Origin of the sequence: Rhodococcus sp. IEGM 1370 (assembly GCF_033142325.1) — a bacterium.
Classification (GTDB): Bacteria; Actinomycetota; Actinomycetes; order Mycobacteriales; family Mycobacteriaceae; genus Rhodococcoides.
The window spans coordinates 78,627-101,415 of the sequence record NZ_JAWLRY010000018.1 but is presented as its reverse complement, the minus strand read 5'-3'; the positions used below and the strand labels follow the sequence as shown (position 1 = coordinate 101,415).

The following is a 22,789-nucleotide window of genomic DNA, read 5'->3' as shown; positions in this document are numbered from 1 at the left end:
GGTAGAACTTTCACTGAGATACCTTTCCATTCGACGCTGATGTGGATCGATCCACAAGCCAACGCGCACTTTCGATGTCGGTGACCAAGATCGATGCCAGTCCACCGCGCAGTGCACCGAGCAGCGCTTCGTGTTTTCGTTTTCCGCCCGTGACGAGCACCGCCCGATCGCATGCCCTGATGGCGTCGAGCCCCACCGACACGGTTCGGCCGGGGAGTGATCCTCCGGTGTCCTTGCCGTCGGCGTCGTAGAACCGTCCGCCGATCTCACCGACCGCACCGAGTCGCCGCAGTTCGTCGAGCACCTCGAGGTCGATGAAGCTGCCCTCGAACAATGTGGTGGACGTGGAAACGGGACCGATGCCGTACATCATCACATCGGCATCGGTCCCGGCTTTGAGGGCGCGAGAGATCACGGAGTCCTGCTCCAACGCAACGACAGTCGCCTGATCGGCATACAGCGGCGCATTGAGTCTGACGGGTGTCGCCTGCAGGTACGCAGCGCACCGTCCGAGTGTGTACTCGACGCCGGTCTGGTAATCGGCCGAGGTGATGGAACCGTCGAGTTGCACCACCGCAGCACATTTGGTGGACCTGGTCTTGAGCGAGCTGGCGACCGCCACCGTCTCGGGTCCCCAGGTGAAGCCCAGCACATCCTTGTCCTGGAGCCGACGAGAGAGCAGCGTCGCCGCTGCCCGGCCGAGGGAACCGTAGCCGGCGTCCGTGCCGTCGATGACGTCCGAGACGACGAGCACCTCGGTCAGCCCGAACTGCGCTTCGAGTTCACGCTCGATGTCGGCGTGCACGGTGCCCTGCAGGTCGTCGGGAACGTTGATCTCGATGGTCACCAGTCCCTGGGTGCGAGCGCGTGCAACCAACCGCCCTGCCGTGGGGCGTGAGACACCGAGCTTCACGGCGATCTCGGCCTGAGTCGCGCCTTCGAGGTGGTACATGGTTGCGGCGCGCAGAGCCAGGCGCAGATCCTCTCCGGACCGCGGAGACTTCGACCCCGCTGGACCGGATGACGATCCATCCATTTCGCCTCCCAAGTTATGAGCAGATGCTCAGCTCGTGTTCATCTGCTCACTAAGCTAACATTAAGGTGTGATCTACACAACACCCCCCGACGGCGGGCGACCCGTGCCACAGTCCATGCAGGCCAGCGTCCTCACCGCAGCACAGGAGATACGACTCGAAGAACGGCCCGTCCCCACCCCCGCGCCCGATCAGGTCCTCGTACAGGTCACGGCGGTCGGGGTGTGCGGTTCCGACGCGCACTACTACCGGGAGGGGCGCATCGGCGAGTACGTGGTCGACGGCCCCCTGGTCCTCGGACACGAGGCCGCGGGCGTCATCGTGGCCGTGGGCAACGACGTCTCCGACACCCGCGTCGGGCAGCGCGTGTCCATCGAACCGCAGCGACCGGACCCCACCAGCGCCCAGTCCCGCGCCGGCCGCTACAACCTCTGCCCGGCCATGGAATTCTTCGCGACGCCGCCGATCGACGGCGCGCTGGCCGAGTACGTACTGATCCAATCGACATTCGCCCACGACGTCCCCGACGACATCTCCGACGAGGCTGCTGCGCTCTTCGAACCGCTGTCGGTGGGCATCGCGTCGGCCCAGAAAGCGCGGATCTCCGCGGGCTCGAGCGTGCTCATCGCGGGAGCGGGGCCCGTCGGGCTCGTCACCGCACAGGTCGCTCGCGCATTCGGTGCCACCGAGGTGATCGTCACCGACATCGACGCTTCCCGCCGGGCCAACGCGCAGAGGTTCGGCGCGACTCGCGTGCTCGACCCCGCCGCCGAGGACGTGCGCTCCCTGACGGTCGATGCGTTCATCGACGCGTCCGGTGCGGCCCGAGCCGTGATCGACGGCATCCACGCGGTCCGGCCCGCAGGCACGGTCGTCCTCGTCGGCATGGGCGGATCCGATTACCCGCTGCCGATCTCGCTGATCCAGAACCGAGAATTGCTGCTCACCGGCGTCTTTCGCTACGCCAACACATGGCCGATCGCACGCTCGCTGGTGGCGTCGGGCATGGTGGATCTCGACGCGATGGTGACGGCGCGATTCGGGCTGGATGGCGTCGAGGATGCATTGAACGCGGACAGGCAACCCGGAAGCATCAAAGCCGTAGTGATTCCAGGACTTTCGAAGGAGAACGACGCATGAAGTTGAACTCGCAGAACCTCGCCGACTTCATCGAGGACGTCGCGGTTCCGACGTACGACCGATCCGAGGTGACGGTCGGCATCGTGCATTTCGGTGTCGGCGGCTTCCATCGCGCCCACCAGGCGATGTACGTCGACCGTCTGTTGCAGCAGGGGCAGGCGCTGGACTGGGGAATCTGCGGCGTCGGCGTACTGCCCGGCGACCGACGAATGAACGACGTCATGCAAGCACAGGACTGCCTGTACACGTTGGCGCTCAAGCATTCCGACGGCACGTGGGACACCCGCGTCATCGGTTCCATCGTCGAGTACCTCTTCGCACCGGACGACGCCGAGGCCGTGATCGAGAAGATGGCCGCCGACACCACGAAGATCGTCTCGCTCACCATCACCGAGGGTGGCTACAACTTCTCCGCGACGACGGGCGAGTTCGACGCCGACAATCCGGCCATCGTCGCCGACCTCGCCGACGGTGCTGTTCCCGCAACGACATTCGGGCTCGTGATCGAAGCGTTGGCTCGACGCAAGAGCCGCGGAATGGCACCGTTCACCATCATGTCCTGCGACAACATCGAGGGCAACGGACACATGGCGCAGTCGACGTTCACCGCGTTCGCGCGCCTGAAGGATCCGGCGTTGGCCGACTGGATCCAAGCCGAAGGCGCGTTCCCCAATTCGATGGTCGATCGCATCACGCCGGTCACGACACCGGAAGTGACCGAGCAACTTTCGCTGCGCTACGCCATCGACGATCAGTGGCCCGTTGCGGGCGAGCCGTTCACACAGTGGGTGCTCGAGGACAACTTCACCCTCGGCCGTCCACCGCTGGAAGAGGTGGGCGTGCAGGTGGTCGAGGACGTCACCCCCTACGAGCTGATGAAGCTGCGGTTGCTCAATGCCAGCCACCAGGCGCTCGCGTACTTCGGCTACCTCAGCGGCTATCGACTCGTCCACGAGGTGTGCCAGGATTCGCTGTTCGCCGACTTCCTGCTCGCCTACATGGACGAGGAGGCGACCCCGACGCTGCAGCCGGTCCCCGGCATCGATCTGACCGACTACAAGAAGACGTTGATCGAGCGGTTCTCCAACCCCGAGATCCGCGATACCGTCGCTCGCCTGTGCGCCGAGTCCTCGGACCGAATTCCCAAGTGGCTCTTGCCCGTCATCCGCAAGAACCTCGAGACCGGCGGTCAGATCACCCGCTCCACCGCGGTGGTGGCCAGTTGGGCTCGCTACGCCGAGGCCGTGGACGAATCCGGCGAGCCCATCGAGATCGTCGACCAACTCAAGGATTCACTGGTGCCGATCGCGCAGAGTCAGCGCGAAAACCCCACGGCGTTCATCGCCAACCGCGCAGTGTTCGGGGATCTGATCGACAACGAGCGGTTCGTGGCCGAATACACGAAACAACTGTCGTCTCTGCAGGAGCGGGGAGCACACGCGACGCTGGAATCGCTCAGGTCGACTCACTGAAACGTTCGGCGTCTCGAACCTGACCGGAGACGATGACGGTATCGCCTGCGCCGATCACCGTGTCGGCCGTGGCGTAGGTGAACCCTTCGCCCTGACGCTTGACCGCGACGACGGTGACGCGATGTTTGGTGCGTATTCCGCTTTCGCCCAGCTTCTTTCCGATGATGGAGGCGGGCGGAGAGGTCTTGATCATGGCGAAACCGTCGTCGAATTCGATGTAGTCCATCATTCGGCCGCGCACCAGATGGGCGACGCGCTTACCCATGTCGTGCTCGGGCCGCACCACATGGTGCACGCCGATCTGGGTGAGGATCTTGGCGTGCGCGTTGCTGATCGCCTTCGCCCAGATGTTGGACACCGACAGGTTGATCAGCGCGGACGCGGTCAGCAGACTTGCCTCGAGATCGGATCCGATGCCCACGACTGCGCGGTCGTACTCGTGGACCGACAGTTGGCGCAACGACTCCTCGTCGGTGGTGTCGGCCACGGCCGCATGCGTGAGTCGGTCCGAGACACGTTGCACCACAGCCTCGTCGGTGTCGATACCGAGGACCTCGACGCCCTGGCCCATCAGTTCCAGCGCCAATGACTTGCCGAAGCGGCCGAGGCCGAGGACGACGACGACGTCGGAGGACGGTTTCCTAGCCAATGAACGGCCTTTCCGTGGGGAGCGTGTAGCGCCGACCGCGGTCGCGGGCGGCGAGGGCGCTGACGAGAGTGATGGAACCGATGCGGCCCAGGTACATCAGCACGATCAGGATCATCTGTCCCCACCCGGGCAACTGTGCGGTGATACCGGTCGACAGACCGACGGTGGCGAAGGCCGAGACGACCTCGAACAGCAGGACGTCGAGGTCGAAGTCCGTGCCCGCCAGCAACGCGACGACCGGGAGCATGACCAACGCGACGCCGATCAGTGCCACGGTCAACGCCTGACGTTGCACGCGCGCGTCGATCCGACGATCGAACACCGTCACCTCTCGGTCACCTCGGATCTCGGCCAGGATGACGAACAGCAGCAGTGCGAACGTGGTGACCTTGATGCCGCCTGCGGTTCCGCCGCTGCCACCACCGATGAACATCAGCACGTCGGTGACCAACAGGGTCGCGTTGTCGACATCTGCGTAATCGACACTGTTGAACCCGGCGGTGCGGGGCATGATTCCCTGGAACGTCGCGACGAGCATCTTGTCCCAGAAGCCGAATCCTCCCAGCGTTCTGGACCACTCGAAGAGCATCACGACCGTCGGTCCGAGTACCAACAGAACTCCGGTGACGGTCAGCGTCAGTCGTGTGTGCAGCGACCAGCGGTGGGGCGAGCGACCGCCCTTGGCTCGGGACCGAACTCGACGGGCGATCTCGAAGAGAACCGGAAATCCGATGCCGCCCAACACGACCGCGATCAACAGTGGAATGCAGATCCATGGATCGGTGGCGAACCCGATCATGTTGTCGCTGAACAGCGCGAAGCCGGCGTTGTTGAACGCGGAGACCGCATGAAAGATCCCCAGCCACAGTGCGCGACCGAGAGGCTCGTCGTATCCGAGAAAGAAGCGCGCCGCGAGGGCTGTCGCGACGACGCTCTCGATGATCAGACTGGTGCGGAACACGCCGACGACGACGCTCCGGACATCACCCAGTCCCGAGGTGCGCACCTCTGCGGCCGCGTTGAGCCTGCCGCGCAGACCTATTCGATCGGCAAGGACCAGACCGACCAGGGACGCGATCGTCATGATCCCGAACCCGCCGATCTGAATCAGGGCAAGGATCACGCCCTGCCCGAATCCCGACCAGTACACCGGAGTGTCCACCACGATCAGGCCGGTCAGACTGACGGCCGAGGTGGACGTGAACAACGCCTGTAGAAACCCGGTCTCGCTGCCGGGCACGGTCGCCGCCGGCAGCGACAGCACGCCCGCACCTATCGCGATGGCGAGCGCGAACCCTGTGGCCATGACCCGAACCGGCGTCGGCCTGAAGATCGCGGACCATCGCGATGCCTGGTGAGCGTCTGTCACCCGAGAAACAGTACGCTCCGCCGCGCGCCATGTGCGTGGAAGAGCCGCTTCGCGGCGTCAGCGCTCCACTGCCCGCGGCCCCAATGCAGAGATATTCGACGCGATATCGGCGACTCGTCCCACGAACGTGTGGTGCGTGACGCCCGACGAGTGGGGCGTCATCAGCACGTTGTCGAGTTCGCGGAACGGCAGAGAACTCGGTTCGCCCACCCCGTCCGGCCCCGGGTAGCGGTACCAGACATCGATTGCAGCTGCGGCGATCTCGTTGCGGGACAGTGCGTCGAACAGAGGTTGTTCCTGCACCAAGGGCCCACGGCCGACGTTGACGAGTATCCCGTCCTCACCCAGCGTCCGAAGTTCCTCGGCACCGATCATCCCGCGAGTGTGCTCGTTCAGCGGTGCGGAGACCACGAGAACATCCGCGAACTCGGCTAGCCTCGTCAAACCCTCTGCATCAGCGACCCATTCGAGGCCCTCATTCGGAGCCAGTCCGCTGCCAGTGACCGCAGCGCCGGTTGCCCCATAGGCCTGGAACAGTTGCCAGGTTCTTCGACCGATATGCCCGAACCCGACGAATCCGATGCGGGCACCGCTCAACGACAACGGTTGCGCGATGCTCGGATCGTAGACAGCGGTCGCGAACCGGCCCGCGCGCAGCGCCCGATCCTGTTGCAGAAACTTACGTCGCAACATCACGGTCGCAGCAACGACATACTCGGCAATCGACTGCTCGTGGTGAAACGTGTTGCACACCTGCACATCGGGACCCAAGCGGGAACGATCGACGTTGTCCGTTCCAGCGCCTGCGACGTGCACCATGCGTAGCTTCGGCGCAGCGGCACCCATGGCAGCGCTGAACTTGCCGCCGACATACACATCCGCATCGGCAAGCTCGTCGATGACCCGGTCTTCGTCGAACGGGATGCACCAGACCACCTCGGCATCGGCCGGTAACGCCGACTCGAACTGCTCCCGATGTGGCAGCACATTACGATCGCCGACGACGATCTTCATCCGCGCACCGGAACTCATCGCACCAGGGCCGGCCGCTTGCTGTCGAACGTCCATCCCTCGATGAGGTACTGCATACCGATGGAGTCGTCACGGGAACCGAGACCTTCCTTCTGGTACAGCTCGTGCGCCGCATCGACCTGCTCGAAGTCGAGCTCGACACCCAGACCCGGCTTGTCGGGCACGGTGAGGTAGCCGTCCTCGATCGTGAACGGCTCCTTGGTCACTCGCTGTCCGTCCTGCCAGATCCAGTGCGTGTCGATGGCCGTGATCGTTCCTGGAGCGGCCGCGGCGACGTGGGTGAACATGGCCAGTGACACGTCGAAGTGGTTGTTGGAGTGCGAACCCCACGTCAGACCCCACGCATCGCACAGCTGCGCTACGCGGACCGAACCGGCCATCGTCCAGAAGTGCGGGTCGGCCAACGGGATGTCCACCGCGCCGGATCGGATGGTGTGGCCCATCTCGCGCCAGTCGGTTGCGATCATGTTGGTCGCGGTCTGCAACCCGGTGGCGCGCTTGAATTCGGTCATCACTTCTCGACCGGAGAATCCGCCCTCCGGTCCGACGGGATCTTCGGCGTAGGCCAGGACATCCCGCAGGCCACGACACGTCTCGATCGCGTCCTTCAGCAACCAACCGCCGTTGGGATCCAACGTGATTCGAGCCTCGGGGAATCGCTCGGCCAATGCGCGCACCGCAGCGGCCTCCTCGGCGGCGGGCAGCGCACCACCCTTGAGCTTGAAGTCCTGGAATCCGTACCGGGCCTGCGCCGCCTCGGCGAGGCGCACGATCGACTCGGGATCCATCGCCTCCTCGTGCCTGATGCGCATCCAGTCGTCGGCCCCCGCGGCCTCGTCGGCTGCACCACGGTAGGCGAGGTCGGTCTTGGTGCGATCGGCGACGAAGAACAGGTAGCCCAGAGCCTGGACCTTGTCACGCTGCTGACCGTCTCCCAGCAACGCAGCGACGCTGACGCCGAGATGCTGGCCGAGCAGATCCAGTAACGCCGATTCCACCGCGGTCACAGCGTGAATCGCGATCCGCAGATCGAAGGTCTGCGCGCCTCGGCCCCCGGCATCACGATCGGCGAACGTGCGGCGCATCTCGGCCAGAACGGCGTTGTACCGACCGATGCCCTGGCCCTCGACGAGTACCCGCGCATCCTCGAGAGTCTGCCGGATCGCCTCTCCGCCGGGCACTTCACCGACACCGATGCGCCCATCCGAATCGGTGAGCACCACCAGATTGCGGGTGAAGTACGGGGCGTGGGCTCCACTGAGGTTCAGCAGCATGTCGTCGTGACCGGCAATGGGAATGACGCGCATCTCGGTGACGACGGGGGTGCTGTTCTGGGAGTTCATGATCGGACCCTCTCGGCCGGTGGTGTCGAATGCTATTTGGTCAGGGTGACGGGAGCGTCGCGGCCCTCAGTCGCGGCCACCACCCCGCGCGGTTTCTTGATGAGCAGAACGGACAGCGCGGCGAGAGCAGACGCGCCGGCCAGCGCATAGAGGCCCCAGGTAACCGAACCGGTGGCTTCCTGGATCAATCCGAAGCCGAACGGTGCGACGAAGCCCCCGAGGTTGCCGACCGAGTTGATGACGGCGATGGCGGCGGCAAGGACCATCGGATGCAAAGTCGACTGCGGGAACGACCAGAACAGCGGGCTGGCACTCTTGAATCCCATTGCTGCGATGCACAGGAAGATCAGCGCGATCCACGGTGACGCCACTGCGGCCGCCAAAGTACCCACAGCCGCGGTGAGTAGCGCGATGATCAACAGTGGTCGACGGTTACCGGTGCGGTCGCCGATCTTGGACATGTAGTACATGGCGAACACGGCACAGATCCATGGCAGCGACGACAGCAAGCCGACGGTGATGTCGTTGGTTCCGTCGATCCGTCGGACGATGGACGGAAGCCAGAAAGTGTTGGCGTAGATCGAGAGCTGGATTGCGAAGTAGATCCAGATGAACAGCAGCAGCTTGGGATCGAGCAGCATCTTCCAGCGCGACCGGCCGTCGCCCATGCCGGAGGTGCGCGCCTTCTCTGCTTCCTCGACGGCGATGGCGGTGTTCAGATCATGCTTCTCCTCGTCGGTGAGCCACTTCGCATCCTTGACGTGCGAGTCGATGAGGAAGTAGGCAATGATGCCCACGACGACGGAGAGCAGACCTTCGATGCCGAACAGGTACTGCCAGCCGCGGGCACCGAAGAGACCGTCGAGCGAGAGCAGCGGACCCGACAGTGGCCCGGAGATCGCAGCGGCAACCGAGGATCCGGCGACGAACAGTGCTGTGGCACGGCCGCGGTGGCTGTTGGGCAACCATTTGGCGAAGTAGAAGATGATGGCCGGGAAGAATCCGGCCTCGGCTGCACCGAGCAGAAACCGCAGGATGTAGAACATCTCGGGACCGTTGACGAAGGCCATGGCAAACGAAATGGTGCCCCAACTGACCATGATGCGAGTCAGCCAGATCTTGGCACCGAACTTCTCCATCATCACGTTGCTCGGAAGCTCGAAGAGCGCGTACGCGATGAAGAAGACGCCGGCTCCGAATCCATATGCCGCAGCGCCGATACCGACATCGGCCTCGAGGTACTCGCGGGCATAGCCGATATTCGATCGATTCAACTGGTTGCAAATCAGCATGATGATGAACAGCGGGACGACCCGACGGAATATCTTCGCAACGGCAGAGTCGACCGCCGGCGTCGGCGGGAGAGTGATCGGCATCGATCGCTCCATTCTGTAGTTCGAGCGGTTCCCCGCGACCAATGCACGAATGTGACCGGCAGAGGCATGGATCGGCCCAGTGATTGGGCTCACAGACGAGACTAGGACTCTCGATCGATTCATGTCCAAGACCATCTGCGCATCGACCGATGCAGTAGTGGCATCGGTGCGCGCAACGGGAGCCCATCACACCTGGCAGGGCGATCGATACCAAGAGTGGATCGAATACGACTTTTTTAGACTTGGACATGTATCGATCGCCCTTCTACCGTGGTGAGCTATGAGCCAGGTCACGCCTCGGCGTCAGTGCACGCACCGCATCACAGCCGTAGGAGTCACCCCATGACAGCGTCGACGACACAGTCCACCAATCTCACCGGCCGGATGATCATCGCCGGCGTCCCGGTATTCGGTGCCGGCGCGCAGATTCACGGAATCGACCCCAGCACCGGCAGAGATCTCGAACCCGCCTACGGGCACGGAGACAACAACGACGTCGAGAAGGCCTGTGCCGCAGCGGCCGACGCCTTCGCCGACTACCGGGCCACGTCCTCGGAGACCCGCGCGCAGTTCCTCGAGACCATCGCCGACAACATCGCGGCGCTCGGCGACACCCTGATCGAGCGCACCGTCGCCGAGTCGGGACTTCCGCTGGCCCGCATCACCGGCGAGGTCGGCCGCACCACCGGACAACTGCGTCTGTTCGCTTCCGTTCTGCGCGAGGGTAGTTGGAACGGAGCCCGTATCGATCCGGCCCAGCCCGAACGCGCGCCCCTCCCCCGCGCCGACATCCGCCAGCGACAGATCCCCCTGGGACCGGTAGCAGTGTTCGGTGCCAGCAACTTCCCGCTCGCCTTCTCCGTCGCCGGCGGCGACACCGCGTCCGCCCTCGCGGCCGGATGCCCCGTGGTGGTCAAAGCACACGACGCCCACCCGGGAACGTCCGAGCTGGTCGGCCGCGCGATCGCCGACGCTGTGTCCTCCACCGGAATGCCCTCGGGAACGTTCTCACTGCTGTTCGGCTCCGGCCGCGGACTCGGTACCGCTCTGGTGACCGACCCTCGCATCAAGGCCGTCGGCTTCACCGGATCACGCTCGGGCGGAACGGCTCTCGTCGCCGCAGCGGCCGGTCGCCGCGAGCCCATCCCGGTGTACGCCGAGATGAGTTCCATCAACCCCGTGTTCGTCCTCGACGGCGCACTCGCCACCCGCGGAGCCGAACTCGGCCGCGCCTTCGTCGCATCGCTGACCATGGGCTCGGGCCAGTTCTGCACTAACCCCGGTCTCGTCATCGCCGTCGACGGCCCCGGCCTGCAGTCCTTCACCGAGGCAGCCACCGCCGCTGTGCAGGAGTCCACACCCACCACGATGCTGACCCCGAACATCGCCGCGAGCTACGCCGAGGGCGTCGACACTTTGAGCGAAGTCGTGACCGAGCTCGCCAGGGGTACCGACGCACAGGCCCCGAATGCCTGCCGCGCAGCGCTGTTCGCCACCGACGCCGATACGTTCCTCACCTCCGACGCAGCGCAGGCCGAGGTGTTCGGCGCGTCGAGCCTCATCGTTCGCTGCACCGATGCACAGCAGGTTCGCGACGTCGCTGCGCTCCTCGAAGGGCAGCTGACCGCCACTGTCCATGCCGACGAGTCCGATCACGCCGAGGCAGGCAAACTCCTCTCGGTTCTCGAACTCAAGGCCGGCCGCATCCTGTTCGACGGATGGCCCACCGGCGTCGAGGTAGGCCACGCAATGGTGCACGGCGGCCCCTTCCCCGCCACTTCCAATTCCCGCACCACCTCGGTCGGATCTCTGGCCATCGAGCGCTTCCTGCGTCCTGTTTCCTACCAGGATGTGCCGAAACCTCTGCTGCCCAGTGCAATTGCCGACGGCAACCCAGAGGGCATCTTCCGCCGCGTCGACGGCCAGCTCACCCAAGACTGACTCACCCCCACCTAGTTCTCGAGGAGACCACCATGCTCGACGGAGTCCTGTTCTTCCCCGTCACCCCGTTCACTGCCGCCGGTGAGGTCGATTACGACCTGCTGGCCGCGCACATCGCGAAGGGTGTCGATGCGGGACCCGGTGGAGTGTTCATCGCGTGCGGCACCGGCGAATTCCATGCTCTCGAAAGCGAAGAGTTCGGCAAGATCGTGCGCACCGCGGTCGACGTCGTTGCCGGCCGCGTACCCGTGTACGCCGGTGCAGGCGGATCCGTCGCCCAGGCAAAGGCATTCGCGGCGAGCGCGAAGGCCAACGGAGCCGACGGAATCCTGTTGCTCCCGCCCTATCTGGTGACGATGCCGCAGGCCGGGTTGGTCAACTACACCAAGGCCGTTGCCGGTGCCTCGGATCTGCCGTTGATCGTCTACAACCGCGGCAACGCTCGCTTCACCGAGGACTCGGCCGTCGAGGTGGCGCAGCTCCCCACCGTCGTCGGATTCAAAGACGGAACAGGCGATCTCGATCAGGTCGGCCGCATCGTTCGCGCGGTACTGGACGCGCTGGAACCGTCGGGCAAGCCCTTCCAGTTCTTCAACGGCCTGCCCACCGCCGAGGTCTCGCAGCAGGCCTACCGGGCCATCGGTGTCACGCTGTACTCCTCGGCGACGTTCGCCTTCGCGCCCGAGCTTGCGCTGGCGTTCTACCGATCCCTCGACAGCGGAAACGAGAAACTCACAGCCGCACTGCTGCGCGAGTTCTTCCACCCGCTGGTTCGCCTACGCGACAAGGTTCCCGGCTACGCCGTCTCTCTCATCAAGGCAGGCGTGACGATGGAGGGCATCGAGGCAGGCCCCGTGCGTCCGCCACTGGTGGACATCAGTGCACCGCACCTCGAGGAACTGACCGCGATCGTCGCCGCCGGCCGGGCCGTGCTGGCGGACGAGCTCGCGGTGCACTGATGCAGGGTCCGATTCTGATCACCGGCGCTCGGATCACCCCGATCGCGTTCGCCGACCCTCCGTTGCTCAACACCGTCGGTGTACATCAGCCGTACGCACTACGCGCCATCATCCAGCTCGATACCGATGCAGGCGTCGTCGGACTCGGTGAAACCTACGCCGACACCGCACACCTGGCTCGTCTCGACGCGGCGGCCCAGGCCATCACCGGCCTGGACGTGTTCGCACTCAACGCGATTCGTGACGCCGTCGACTCCGTACTCGGAACCCTGTCGATTACCGGTGGTGACGGCGTCGCCGGAATGATCACCACGGCCAGCACCACCGACCGTGTGTTCTCACCCTTCGAGATCGCCTGCCTGGACGTCCAGGGAAAAGTACTGCAACGACCGGTGTCGGATCTGCTCGGCGGCAAGGTGCGCGATTCGGTTCCGTTCAGCGCGTACCTGTTCTACAAGTGGGCTGCGCATCCCGGGCAGCAGCCCGACGAATGGGGCGAGGCGATCGATCCGGAAGGCCTGGTTCGGCAGGCTCGAAAGATGATCGACGAGTACGGCTTCGAGGCCATCAAGGTCAAGGGCGGCGTCTTCCCGCCCGACGAGGAGATCGCCGGTATCAAGGCCCTGCGGGAGGCATTCCCCGAGCTACCGCTCCGGCTGGACCCCAATGCGGCGTGGACCGTCGACACCTCCATCCGCGTTGCCGCCGAGCTCGACGGCATTGTCGAGTATCTCGAGGACCCGACACCAGGACTCGACGGGATGGCCGAGGTCGCGCGGGAGGCGAAGATGCCACTCGCGACCAACATGTGCGTCGTCGCGTTCGATCATCTACGGCCCGCGGTGGTGAAGGATTCGGTACAGGTGGTGTTGTCCGACCATCACTACTGGGGCGGCCTGCAACGATCGAGGTTGCTCGCCGGTATCTGCGAGACCTTCGAGCTGGGTCTGTCGATGCACTCGAACAGCCACCTCGGCATCAGTCTGGCCGCCATGGTGCACCTGGCTGCGGCGACGCCCAATCTGACCTACGCCTGCGATACGCACTGGCCGTGGAAGAACGAGGACGTCGTCGTACCCGGGGTGTTGAACGTCGTCGACGGTGCGGTGGCCGTGCCCACGGGGCCGGGGTTGGGCATCGAGATAGACGAGGCCGCCCTCGCAGCGCTGCATCGGCAGTACCTCGACTGCGGTATCCGCGACCGCGACGACACCGGCTACATGCAGAGCATCGATCCGAGCTTCGAGAACACGTGCCCACGCTGGTAGGGGGCTAAACTCGCCAGCAGGTCGTGGGGACCGTGCGAGAGGCTAGTGGTGTGAACAGTGGCTGGCAGTACTCCCCTGCGTCGGTAGCGCGGACGTCCGGGGTCAATTGCCTCGTCAGCGGGTTGGTCGGTGTCGTCATCGTCGTCGCGGCGTCCCCCCGGGTCGCCGCGGTGCTGTGTGCGCTGGCCGTGCTGTGGTGCGCACTGGGCGTGTACATGATCGCCGCGGCACCGGTACTTTCCCGGCGGCTGTACCTGTTGATGCATCTGTCGGGCCTGACGAGTATCGCCTTGTTCTGCACCGCTGCGGGCGGCGAGATCGCGGCGTTGTCCGGGATCTTTCTCCAGCTACTGTTGGTGACGCCGGCGTTCATCGTCCTGCCCAACCGGATCGCCTGGCGTACAACGGTTCTCAACGCGAGCTACATCGCGTACCTGGGCATCGCGGTGGGAGACCTGCACCCCGTTCTGGTGGTCAATGCCGAGCTCGTTGTCGTGGCAATCGCGATCTCTGCGGCCTGGGTCCAGAGCGTGGCGTCGACCTCCGAGATCGACGATCTGACTCGACTCGCGAATCGGCGGCGATTGACCCGAGAGCTGGACGCTCGGCCGGGAACGGTCGCGAGCGGAAAGATCGACGCCGTCGCCGTGGTGGACATCGATCACTTCAAGGTGATCAACGACGACTTCGGGCACGCGGCAGGCGATCACGCACTCGTCACCGTGTCGGATGCACTACGCAACTGCCTCCCGCCGCAGCATCTGCTGAGCCGCTCGGGCGGCGACGAATTCACCGTACTGTGCATCACCGGCACGGGTGCCGAGCTGCGCACCGCCATAGATCGGGTGCGGACGGAGTTGCCCGCGGACCTGACGATCTCGGTAGGGGTGGCATGTCGACAGGACGGAGAGACCGCCCGCGCGACTTTCGAGCGCGCCGACCGAGCGCTGTACGAGTCGAAGAAACTGGGCCGAAACCGAACGACCATGCACGACTGACGTTCCAGCAATCCGACGACCGTCAGACGCCGACCTTGCGGAACAGCAGATCGATGATGGCGCGTTTCGACGCCTCGTCCTGTGGGTGCGTCAGCATGGCCTCGACGACGAAGACGATCATGCGAGTCGTCGGTTCGATCTCGGCTTCAGCGACCTCCTCGCGGCGTAGCTCGGCGGCGATCCACTGCTCCCACAACGAGTGAAAATTGTTGTGCCATTTGTCGAGACACGACGATACCGAGGTGCGGGAGTGAACTGTGTCGACCAGCCGGTGATACTTCTCGAGCTCCTCCACCACCCAGAGGACCTGCTCGTTCACCGAGAGCCCGGTCAGCGCGGCGAACCGAGCCAGCGCATCGGTGTGAATCTCGTCCAGCACACCGACGAGTAGCTCGTCCTTGTCACCGAAATACCAGTAGATCGTATTGGTGGTCACTCCGGCTGCAGTCGCGATCCGCCCCATCGGCGTGTGCTCGTAGCCGTCGTCGACGAACAGCGACCGAGCGGCGCTCACGATCTCGGAGCGCTTCTCGGCGCGATCGACGGGTCGACGGTTGCGCGGCATGTCGGCATCATATCTTGATCATCATTCAAGACAGTGCTAGCTTCTTGAATGCCGATCAAGGACCAGACGAAGGACCACCACATGAGCGCCGACGACCAGGCCGGATACACCCGCACCGACGAATGGTTCGACTCCGAGGGAGTGCGCTGCGCCGCTGCGGTGTATCGGCCGACCGGAGCCACCGCCGACACACCGGCTGTGGTGATGGCCCACGGATTCGGCACCCCGCGTGCCATTCGCCTGTTCGCCTACGCGGAGATCTTCGCCCGCGCCGGCTACACGGTTCTCGTCTTCGACTACCGCCACTTCGGCGACAGCGACGGCCAGCCCCGGCAGCTCCTGGACATCGGCAAGCAGCTCGTCGACTGGACCAACGCCGTCGCCTACGCCAGGACTCTCGACGGTGTGGACTCCGCTCGCATCGTCGGTTGGGGCACCTCCTTCGCCGGCGGACACGTGCTCACCAGGGCAGGTGCCGGGGAAAATTTCGCCGCTGTCATCGCTCAGGTTCCGCACGTCGACGGCATCGCAGCCGTGCGCGCCACCGGACTTCGGCGCACCGTGAAGCTCGCCCCATCGGCAGTGATCGACCAGATCCGCGCAGTGCGCGGGAAATCCCCCCGCTACGTCGAATCCGTCGGCTACCCCGGTGATGTCGCTGTGATGGCCACGCCCGACGCCGCGCCCGGTCGCGACAAACTTCTCGCCGAGTCCGGGCTCGAATCCGGTGCCTACCCCGAAACCGTTGCAGCACGGATCCTTCTACGCATCGGGCTGTACTCGCCGGGTAGAACCGCGTCGAAGATCACCTGTCCGGTACTGGTGCAGATCATGTCGGAGGACGCCATCACGCCTGCGGCGGTGTGCCAGAAGATCGCGCGCAGGATTCCCGACGCCACCGTGCACATCCACAAGGGTGGACACTTCGACCCCTACGTGCAGCCGCTGTTCCCGACCATCATCGAGGAACAACTCGCATTCCTGAAAAGAGTTGTGCCGGTGAGCCAGGGCTAATGGCGCGCTGATTCCGCAGCGAGGGGTGAAACGATGTTGGCCAGCATGGTCGCGATGGTCGCAACGACGATGCGTCGGTCTGCGGCGTAGCCACTCTGATACCAGGTCATCGCGGTGTGGCTGATGCCGCCGATGGCCGCGGTGGCGAGCAGGTCGACATCCAGATCGGGGCCCGAGGGAACATCGCCTGCGAACGTGCGGAGGTAGCCGAGCAGCAGGGTCCCGAATTGCTGCATCACCGTCAGGTACGTCTGCTCGACGCGGGGGCTGACCCCGAGCACCTCCATCCACACCACCCGGGCCAGGTGCGGATCTTCGATTACCTGGAAGAAGGGGTCGAGCAACTGCTTCGCAACATCCCTGAGATCACCGTCCCGATCCACCTGCACGATTGCGTCGGATACCGAATCGGTGAGGCGTGCAATGCATTCGGAGTAAACGGCAAGCAGCAGGTCCTCGGTCTTGTCGAAGTGCCGATAGAAGTCTCGATCGGCGATCTTGGCTTCGCGGCACAGTCCGCGGACCGTCGCGGCCCGGTATCCGACGCTGCCGAACACCCGTAGCCCGGCGTCGAGCAGCTGCCGCCGCCGGCGATCGTCACGATCGGCCGCGCTCTCACCGCCGTAGGCGCGACCTGCGGCTTCGGACACCGTGCTCATGACCGTCGGGCATCCAATTCGGCAGTCAGACGGATCAATTCGGCGTCCCGCTCCATCGCGGCGTCCATGATCGGGTTCACGATGCCGCGCAGTATCGAGATCGGGATCCAGCGACCGGGGACGGCGATACGCGCAGCCCGCCGTCCGATACCTCGAACGGCCACGCGCGCGAGCTTGTCCGGCGTGATCGGACGGAGCAGGGGCGAGGGAAAAGCCCGGTCGATCATGGCCGTCGCCACGTCGTCGCCGCCGAATGCGACCTCGGCGATCGGCGTCGCCACCCATCCCGGATACAGCACTCCGGCAGTCGCTTTCGTGCCCGCAAGTTCCGCGCGCAGAGCACGACCGAGCTGCTCGACCGCCGCCTTCGAAGCCGCGTACGGCGCATTCGCCAGGCCGTTGAGGTACGCGTACGTGGACGAGGTGAGCAGCACGTAACCCCCGGACTCGACGATGTGTGGCAGAGCGGCCCGCACCGTGTTCCACACGCCGATCAGGTTGACGCCGATGACCCGCTCGAAGACTCCGTCGTCCACGGAGCGAACGGTCGATGCCCGCGCACCACTGGAGATTCCGGCGTTGGCCATCACTACGTCGAGCGTGCCGAAGGTGTCGATCGCGGTTGCGACGGCTGCGTCGAGCTGCTCGCGCACCGTGACGTCGGCGTACGCGATCGCCACGCGCTGGTTACCCAGCTTCGCCGCCACCGATTCGAGATCGGTGGATTTCATGTCGACCAGAACGATCGAGGCACCACGTCGATGCAGCGCAGTGGCGACGGCGGAACCGATGCCGCCTGCCGCGCCGGTGATCAGCGCGACCTGGCCGGTGTGCTTGCTCATGCCGATACCTCGTCCTTCGTCGTCGCCTCGGTGGACGACCGGTGAATGTGATGGGCCTCGGGGCGAAAACGCTTGGCCCACCGGCGAAATGTGAAGCTGAACCCGGGGAACATGGCAACGACGTGTCCGGATTTGGACTGGTACCAGCTGTGGCAGCCACCGTCCTTCCAGACGGTGCCCTCCATCTCGCGATGAATCGTGTCGGTGTATTCCTGCTCGGCAGCTGCGGTGACCTCGATGGCCGTCGCACCCACCTGCCGGACGGCGTCGACGGCCCGCACGATGTACTCCATCTGCGCCTCGATGAGGAAGATCGCAGAGGTGTGGCCGATTCCGGTGTTCGGTCCGGTGACGACGAACAGGTTGGGGAATCCGGGAATCGTGGTGCCGAGGTAGGCACGTGGGTAGGGATCCCAGACGTCGGACAGGGCTCGGCCGTCGCGTCCGATCACCGGGTACGAGATGACTCCGTCGGTGGCGTCGTATCCGGTGGACCACACCAGAAGATCGACATCGACGTGTTCGCCTGTGGTGGTGACGATACCGGTCTCGGTGATTTCCGAGATGCCGTCGTTCTTGTCGTGCAGGGTGACGTTCGCCTGCCCCAGCGCGGGATAGAGCGTGTTGGACAGCAGAACCCGCTTGCATCCGATGACGTAGTCCGGGGTTACTTTCGCTCGAAGCTCGGAATCCGGCACCTGAGACTCGATGTGCTTCAACGCAGTTCGCTGCGCCACCGCTTTCAACATCGTCCGCGAGTACTTGAAGCCGATGATGCGAGTTTCGAGACTCCAGTAGATCCCCGCGCGGACCAGCCTGCGGATCGGTTCCAACTTCAGCAACCTGCGCTGCCACGGCGTGAATTCGCGATCGTGACGGGGCATCACCCAGTGCGGGGTGCGCTGGAAAACGTGCAGCTGCTCCACGTCGGGTTGGATCGCAGGGATCACCTGCGCGGCACTGGCACCGCTGCCGACGATGGCCACCCGCTTGCCGGCGTGGTCGTACCCGGTGTCCCAGTCGTTCGTGTGAAACTGCTTGCCCTGAAACTTCTCTCGGCCAGGGAACGGCGGTACGACGGGGGTGCTGAGGGGTCCCGAGGCATTGACCACGAACTTCGCCGCATACTCGCCGCGCGAGGTGGAGATCGCCCAGTGATCACCGACCCATTCGATCTTCTGCACATCCGTGTTCGCATGTGTTCGGGCAGGCAGCCCGTTGGAATCGAGCACGTGCTGGGTGTACCGGTCGAGTTCCTCACGTTCGGCGAACATCCGCGTCCACTCGAACGGCTCCGACGCAATCGAGTAGAGCGGACTCTGCACGTCGACGGCTGCACCCGGGTAGCGGTTCTGCTTCCACGTGCCACCGAGGAAGGGACGCCTTTCGAGAATCACGAGGTCGTCGATTCCCCGATCGAGCAGTGCTTTCGCGGCGCACTGGCCACCGAAACCGCTGCCGATGATCACCGCGGTGTGAATGTGCATGCTGACGAACCCCTCCCGCACGAAACGCGATCCGATGACGCGCGTCATCACTTTAAAGTGATGACGCGCGATTCCGCAATGGTTTCGGACTCGGACTTGCTGCGTCAGTGCCCGCCGGACAGCTGCCCACTCAATCGAACGTGCCGTTCGGCAGATGCGACGTTCAGTCCGATGATCAGGGCATGTTTGCCCTTCGCCTCGTACTTCGAGGTGATGGCATCGAGGGTTGCGACGGTCGATGCATCCCAGATGTGCGACTCCGACATGTCGATGACGACGTTCTTCGGATCTCCCACGTAGTCGAACTGATAGATCAGATCGTTGCTCGACGCGAAGAACAATTCACCCTTCACCGCGTACACGCGAGTGTCCTCGTCGGGATGAGCCACATCGACGACCTCGGTCAGGTGGGCGACCCGTCGGGCGAACAGCACCATCGCGGTGACCACTCCCACCACGACTCCGTAGGCCAGGTTGTGGGTGGCGACGGTGACGACCACGGTTGCCAGCATGACTGCTGTTTCGCTTTTGGGCATGCGCCGCAACGTCTTCGGATGAATGCTGTGCCAGTCCATCGTGCCGATCGCGACCATGATCATGACGGCCGCCAGAGCGGCCATCGGAATCAACGCAACGACATCGCCGAGTCCGACCACCAGAATCAGCAGAAACACACCGGCGAGGAACGTCGAGATGCGCGTCCGGGCACCCGAGGCCTTGACGTTGATCATCGTCTGGCCGACCATCGCGCAACCACCCATGCCGCCGAAGAAGCCGGTGATGACGTTGGCTGCGCCCTGGCCCCAGCTCTCGCGGGTCTTGTTCGAGTGAGTGTCGGTGACGTCGTCGACGAGCTTGGCGGTGAGCAGCGACTCGAGCAGCCCGACGATGGCCATGGCGAACGCGTACGGAGCGATGATGCTCAGGGTTTCGAGATTCAGGGGAACGTCGGGAAACAGCAGGGCGGGCAGGCTCGACGGCAGCTCGCCTTCACCGCCGACGTTGGGGACGTTCAGCGCGAACACCACCGTGGCAACGGTCAGCAGCACGATGGCGACCAGCGGTGCGGGAACGACGGAGGTGACCTTGGGGAGCAGGAACATGATCAGCAGACCGACGGCCACCAGCGGGTACACCAGCCACGGAACGCCGATGAGCGACGGAAACTGCGAGGTGAAGATCAGAATTGCCAGTGCGTTGACGAAGCCCACCATGACGCTGCGAGGAATGAAGCGCATCAGCTTGGCAACGCCGAGGACCCCGAGAACCACCTGGAGGACGCCGGCGAGGATGACGGTGGCGATGAAGTAGTCGAGGCCGTACTGCTTGGCGACCGGGGCGATGACCAGGGCAATCGCGCCAGTGGCCGCAGAGATCATCGCGGGACGACCGCCCAGGAACGCGATGGACACCGCCATCGTGAAAGACGCGAACAGGCCCACTCGCGGATCGACGCCGGCAATGATCGAGAACGCGATGGCCTCGGGGATCAGCGCCAACGCGACAACCAGGCCGGCCAGCACCTCGGTTTTGAGCATTCGGGGGGACCGCAGGGCACCCATGACGGTCGGAATCCGCTCGGCGGAGTCGCTCATATCTCTCCATTCGTGATCGATGGACTTCACGTGCCGACCAACGGCCGCTCTCGTCCATGGGTGGGCGCATCGCTGCGCCCGAAGGCTTTGTTCGTGGAGCCCGATGGGCATCTCACGCGTCTCGCACACATCAGGTGGGGAGAAACAGTCGGGAAACTGATCCCTACTCTTACGCAACAGTAGAGTTGACGCAAATCGGCAGTCTTCGGACCGGGGTCGACACCAGGTCGGAGGCCCCCCGTAGCGTAAGAGGCATGTCGAGATCACCACGGAACCGCAGATCCCCCGCCGCACCGAGAAAGCGATCCTCCTCCGCGCTCCAGGCAGGGCACCTTCGCGTGATCGCGACCGGCGGTCTCGGCGAGATCGGTCGGAACATGACCGTCTTCGAATACGACGGAAAACTGCTGATCGTCGACTGCGGCGTCCTGTTCCCCGAAGAGCACCAGCCCGGCGTCGACGTCATCCTCCCCGACTGGAGTTGCATCCGCGATCGTCTCGACGACGTCGTCGCGATCGTCCTCACCCACGGACACGAGGATCACATCGGTGGCGTCCCGTACCTGCTGCGCGAGCGCGGCGACATCCCCGTCATCTCGTCACGTCTGACACTGCACTTCCTTGCTGCCAAGTTCGAGGAGTTCAAGGTCTCGACAAAGCTGATCGAGGTCGAGGCGGGCCAAACCCGTCAGGAAGGCCCGTTCGAGCTCGAGTTCATCGCCGTCAACCACTCGATTCCCGACGGTCTCGCCATCGCCATTCGCACCGACGCCGGGCTTGTGCTGCACACCGGCGACTTCAAGATGGACCAGTTCCCGCTGGACGGCCGGATCACCGATCTCCGCAGCTTCGCACGCCTCGGCGAGGAAGGGCTCGACCTGCTTCTCGTCGACTCCACCAACGCCGAAGTTCCCGGGTTCATGGTCTCCGAACGCGATCTGGTCCCGGCCATCGAGAAGGTGTTCCGCGAAACGACGGGGCGCGTGATCGTGTCGAGCTTCGCCAGTCACGTGCACCGCATTCAACAGGTACTCGACGCCGCGCATGCGCAGGGCCGCAAGGTTGCGTTCGTGGGCCGATCGATGGTGCGCAACATGAAGATTGCGACCGATCTGAATTACCTCGATGTGCCCGACGGGCTCGTCGTCGATCTGCCGAAGCTCAACCGACTTCCGGCGAACAAGATCACGCTGATCTGCACCGGATCGCAGGGCGAGCCTCTCGCTGCGCTGTCGCGGATGGCGTCGGGTGAGCATCAGATCAAGGTCGGCGACGGCGACACCGTACTGATGGCGAGCAGCCTCATCCCCGGAAACGAGAACGCGATCTACCGCGTCATCAACGGCCTGGTCGAGAAGGGTGCACGCGTGGTGCACAAGGGAAATGCCAAGGTGCACGTCTCCGGTCACGCCAGCGCAGGTGAGCTCGTCTACTGCTACAACATCCTCGAACCCGCCAATGTGCTTCCCGTACACGGTGAGTCGCGGCATCTGCGCGCCAACGCCGATCTCGCGATCAGGACCGGCGTTCCCCGCGATCGAGTGTTGATCGCCGAGAACGGAAGCGTCATCGATCTGTTCGACGGCGTCGCGCAGATCACCGGCTCCGTCCCCATCGAACTGATCTATGTCGACGGCAGTGCCGTAGGCGGTGTGACGGAGGATTCGCTGGCCGAACGTCGTCTGCTCGCGAACGAGGGCGTGCTGACCGTCATCGCGATCGTGGACCCCGACACCGGCCTGCTGGTCGACGACGTCGACTTCATCGGACGGGGATTCGCCCACGAGGCCAACGCTTTCGACTCACTGGCGAAGGCGATCGGCAAGACTCTGACCCGCGAGAGCGACGGGAACGTCGCCTCACGCGAGCACATCGAGAAGCGCATCGTGCAGGAATCGGCGCGATGGGCCAAGCAGACCCTTGGCCGTCAGCCCCTCATCGTCCCGGTGGTCGTCGACGGCTAAAGCGTCTCGTGTGAGTGGCGAGGTGACGTGACGCCGAAGCAATTCATCATGGTTCGATCCGAGAAAATAGTGCGTTCGGCCC

19 protein-coding genes are annotated in these 22,789 nt (G+C 64.4%); 8 read left to right on the top strand and 11 right to left on the bottom strand.

Annotated features, from left to right (window positions below; translation table 11 throughout):
- Positions 1-10 precede the first annotated feature (10 nt).
- Positions 11-1,036: a sugar-binding transcriptional regulator gene (locus R4P47_RS19825; RefSeq protein ID WP_317785524.1), complete on the bottom strand. Its 1,026-nt coding sequence runs from the start codon at positions 1,034-1,036 to the stop codon at positions 11-13.
- Between the two features lie 115 nt (positions 1,037-1,151).
- Between R4P47_RS19825 and R4P47_RS19820 the strand changes: the two genes are divergently transcribed.
- Together R4P47_RS19820 and R4P47_RS19815 are read left to right on the top strand one after the other, a co-directional pair.
- Positions 1,152-2,174: an NAD(P)-dependent alcohol dehydrogenase gene (locus tag R4P47_RS19820; protein WP_317785529.1), complete on the top strand. Its 1,023-nt coding sequence runs from the start codon at positions 1,152-1,154 to the stop codon at positions 2,172-2,174.
- Positions 2,171-3,646: a mannitol dehydrogenase family protein gene (locus R4P47_RS19815; protein ID WP_317785523.1), complete on the top strand. Its 1,476-nt coding sequence runs from the start codon at positions 2,171-2,173 to the stop codon at positions 3,644-3,646. The genes R4P47_RS19820 and R4P47_RS19815 overlap by 4 nt, the downstream gene beginning before the upstream one ends.
- Here R4P47_RS19815 and R4P47_RS19810 read toward each other — a convergent pair.
- The 5 genes from R4P47_RS19810 to R4P47_RS19790 all read right to left on the bottom strand — a co-directional run bounded on the left by R4P47_RS19810 (position 3,630) and on the right by R4P47_RS19790 (position 9,415).
- Complete coding sequence (locus R4P47_RS19810; RefSeq protein WP_082898696.1) at positions 3,630-4,295, bottom strand: potassium channel family protein; 666 nt, start codon at positions 4,293-4,295, stop codon at positions 3,630-3,632. The two genes, R4P47_RS19815 and R4P47_RS19810, sit on opposite strands and share 17 nt — an antisense overlap.
- Positions 4,288-5,601 (bottom strand): TrkH family potassium uptake protein, encoded by a 1,314-nt coding sequence (locus tag R4P47_RS19805; protein ID WP_317785528.1) that lies wholly within the window; start codon positions 5,599-5,601, stop codon positions 4,288-4,290. The genes R4P47_RS19810 and R4P47_RS19805 overlap by 8 nt, the downstream gene beginning before the upstream one ends.
- Positions 5,602-5,721: 120 nt before the next feature.
- Positions 5,722-6,678, bottom strand: coding sequence for a 2-hydroxyacid dehydrogenase (locus tag R4P47_RS19800; RefSeq protein ID WP_317785527.1), 957 nt, complete (start codon positions 6,676-6,678; stop codon positions 5,722-5,724).
- A gap of 14 nt (positions 6,679-6,692) precedes the next feature.
- Positions 6,693-8,039 carry an enolase C-terminal domain-like protein gene (locus R4P47_RS19795; RefSeq protein WP_317785522.1) on the bottom strand — a complete coding sequence of 449 codons (1,347 nt, stop codon included), beginning with the start codon at positions 8,037-8,039 and terminating at the stop codon, positions 6,693-6,695.
- 32 nt (positions 8,040-8,071) lie between these two features.
- On the bottom strand, positions 8,072-9,415 hold the full coding sequence (locus tag R4P47_RS19790) for an MFS transporter (RefSeq protein WP_269595157.1): 1,344 nt from the start codon (positions 9,413-9,415) through the stop codon (positions 8,072-8,074).
- A 342-nt stretch (positions 9,416-9,757) separates the two neighbouring features.
- Between R4P47_RS19790 and R4P47_RS19785 the strand changes: the two genes are divergently transcribed.
- The 4 genes from R4P47_RS19785 to R4P47_RS19770 are packed head-to-tail and all read left to right on the top strand — an operon-like array spanning position 9,758 to position 14,581.
- Complete coding sequence (locus tag R4P47_RS19785) at positions 9,758-11,356, top strand: aldehyde dehydrogenase (NADP(+)) (protein ID WP_317785521.1); 1,599 nt, start codon at positions 9,758-9,760, stop codon at positions 11,354-11,356.
- A gap of 32 nt (positions 11,357-11,388) precedes the next feature.
- A complete protein-coding gene (locus R4P47_RS19780) occupies positions 11,389-12,315 on the top strand; it encodes a 5-dehydro-4-deoxyglucarate dehydratase (protein ID WP_269595159.1) in 927 nt (308 codons plus the stop codon).
- Entirely contained in the window at positions 12,315-13,583 is a 1,269-nt protein-coding gene (locus R4P47_RS19775) for a glucarate dehydratase family protein (protein WP_411567358.1), read from the top strand. Before R4P47_RS19780 ends, R4P47_RS19775 begins: the two co-directional genes overlap by 1 nt.
- A 50-nt stretch (positions 13,584-13,633) precedes the next feature.
- Positions 13,634-14,581 (top strand): sensor domain-containing diguanylate cyclase, encoded by a 948-nt coding sequence (locus R4P47_RS19770; RefSeq protein ID WP_269595160.1) that lies wholly within the window; start codon positions 13,634-13,636, stop codon positions 14,579-14,581.
- A 22-nt stretch (positions 14,582-14,603) separates the two neighbouring features.
- Here R4P47_RS19770 and R4P47_RS19765 read toward each other — a convergent pair whose 3' ends face one another.
- Positions 14,604-15,146: a TetR/AcrR family transcriptional regulator gene (locus R4P47_RS19765; RefSeq protein WP_269595161.1), complete on the bottom strand. Its 543-nt coding sequence runs from the start codon at positions 15,144-15,146 to the stop codon at positions 14,604-14,606.
- 81 nt (positions 15,147-15,227) lie between these two features.
- Between R4P47_RS19765 and R4P47_RS19760 the strand changes: the two genes are divergently transcribed.
- Positions 15,228-16,160, top strand: a complete 933-nt coding sequence (locus tag R4P47_RS19760; RefSeq protein ID WP_317785520.1) for an alpha/beta hydrolase — start codon at positions 15,228-15,230, stop codon at positions 16,158-16,160.
- Here the strand turns inward: R4P47_RS19760 and R4P47_RS19755 are convergent.
- The 4 genes from R4P47_RS19755 to R4P47_RS19740 are packed head-to-tail and all read right to left on the bottom strand — an operon-like array spanning position 16,157 to position 20,743.
- On the bottom strand, positions 16,157-16,819 hold the full coding sequence (locus tag R4P47_RS19755) for a TetR/AcrR family transcriptional regulator (RefSeq protein ID WP_269595163.1): 663 nt from the start codon (positions 16,817-16,819) through the stop codon (positions 16,157-16,159). The genes R4P47_RS19760 and R4P47_RS19755 overlap by 4 nt on opposite strands.
- Positions 16,816-17,661, bottom strand: a complete 846-nt coding sequence (locus R4P47_RS19750; protein WP_269595164.1) for an SDR family NAD(P)-dependent oxidoreductase — start codon at positions 17,659-17,661, stop codon at positions 16,816-16,818. The genes R4P47_RS19755 and R4P47_RS19750 overlap by 4 nt, the downstream gene beginning before the upstream one ends.
- Complete coding sequence (locus tag R4P47_RS19745) at positions 17,658-19,196, bottom strand: NAD(P)/FAD-dependent oxidoreductase (RefSeq protein ID WP_317785519.1); 1,539 nt, start codon at positions 19,194-19,196, stop codon at positions 17,658-17,660. Before R4P47_RS19745 ends, R4P47_RS19750 begins: the two co-directional genes overlap by 4 nt.
- 56 nt (positions 19,197-19,252) lie before the next feature.
- Positions 19,253-20,743, bottom strand: a complete 1,491-nt coding sequence (locus tag R4P47_RS19740; RefSeq protein WP_269595166.1) for a SulP family inorganic anion transporter — start codon at positions 20,741-20,743, stop codon at positions 19,253-19,255.
- A 377-nt stretch (positions 20,744-21,120) separates the two neighbouring features.
- On the opposite strand from R4P47_RS19740, the gene R4P47_RS19735 reads away from it, so the two are divergent.
- Positions 21,121-22,707 (top strand): ribonuclease J, encoded by a 1,587-nt coding sequence (locus R4P47_RS19735; protein WP_411567357.1) that lies wholly within the window; start codon positions 21,121-21,123, stop codon positions 22,705-22,707.
- Positions 22,708-22,789: the final 82 nt, after the last annotated feature.

Bases quoted from the DNA above. Each gene is read 5' to 3' on its own strand.
- R4P47_RS19825 (WP_317785524.1), bottom strand. From the start codon at position 1,036: ATGGATGGATCGTCATCCGGTCCAGCGGGGTCGAAGTCTCCGCGGTCC.
- R4P47_RS19820 (WP_317785529.1), top strand. From the start codon at position 1,152: ATGCAGGCCAGCGTCCTCACCGCAGCACAGGAGATACGACTCGAAGAA.
- R4P47_RS19815 (WP_317785523.1), top strand. From the start codon at position 2,171: ATGAAGTTGAACTCGCAGAACCTCGCCGACTTCATCGAGGACGTCGCG.
- R4P47_RS19805 (WP_317785528.1), bottom strand. From the start codon at position 5,601: ATGGCCACAGGGTTCGCGCTCGCCATCGCGATAGGTGCGGGCGTGCTG.
- R4P47_RS19800 (WP_317785527.1), bottom strand. From the start codon at position 6,678: ATGAAGATCGTCGTCGGCGATCGTAATGTGCTGCCACATCGGGAGCAG.
- R4P47_RS19795 (WP_317785522.1), bottom strand. From the start codon at position 8,039: ATGAACTCCCAGAACAGCACCCCCGTCGTCACCGAGATGCGCGTCATT.
- R4P47_RS19790 (WP_269595157.1), bottom strand. From the start codon at position 9,415: ATGCCGATCACTCTCCCGCCGACGCCGGCGGTCGACTCTGCCGTTGCG.
- R4P47_RS19785 (WP_317785521.1), top strand. From the start codon at position 9,758: ATGACAGCGTCGACGACACAGTCCACCAATCTCACCGGCCGGATGATC.
- R4P47_RS19780 (WP_269595159.1), top strand. From the start codon at position 11,389: ATGCTCGACGGAGTCCTGTTCTTCCCCGTCACCCCGTTCACTGCCGCC.
- R4P47_RS19775 (WP_411567358.1), top strand. From the start codon at position 12,315: ATGCAGGGTCCGATTCTGATCACCGGCGCTCGGATCACCCCGATCGCG.
- R4P47_RS19765 (WP_269595161.1), bottom strand. From the start codon at position 15,146: ATGCCGCGCAACCGTCGACCCGTCGATCGCGCCGAGAAGCGCTCCGAG.
- R4P47_RS19760 (WP_317785520.1), top strand. From the start codon at position 15,228: ATGAGCGCCGACGACCAGGCCGGATACACCCGCACCGACGAATGGTTC.
- R4P47_RS19755 (WP_269595163.1), bottom strand. From the start codon at position 16,819: ATGAGCACGGTGTCCGAAGCCGCAGGTCGCGCCTACGGCGGTGAGAGC.
- R4P47_RS19750 (WP_269595164.1), bottom strand. From the start codon at position 17,661: ATGAGCAAGCACACCGGCCAGGTCGCGCTGATCACCGGCGCGGCAGGC.
- R4P47_RS19745 (WP_317785519.1), bottom strand. From the start codon at position 19,196: ATGACGCGCGTCATCGGATCGCGTTTCGTGCGGGAGGGGTTCGTCAGC.
- R4P47_RS19740 (WP_269595166.1), bottom strand. From the start codon at position 20,743: ATGAGCGACTCCGCCGAGCGGATTCCGACCGTCATGGGTGCCCTGCGG.
- R4P47_RS19735 (WP_411567357.1), top strand. From the start codon at position 21,121: ATGACCGTCTTCGAATACGACGGAAAACTGCTGATCGTCGACTGCGGC.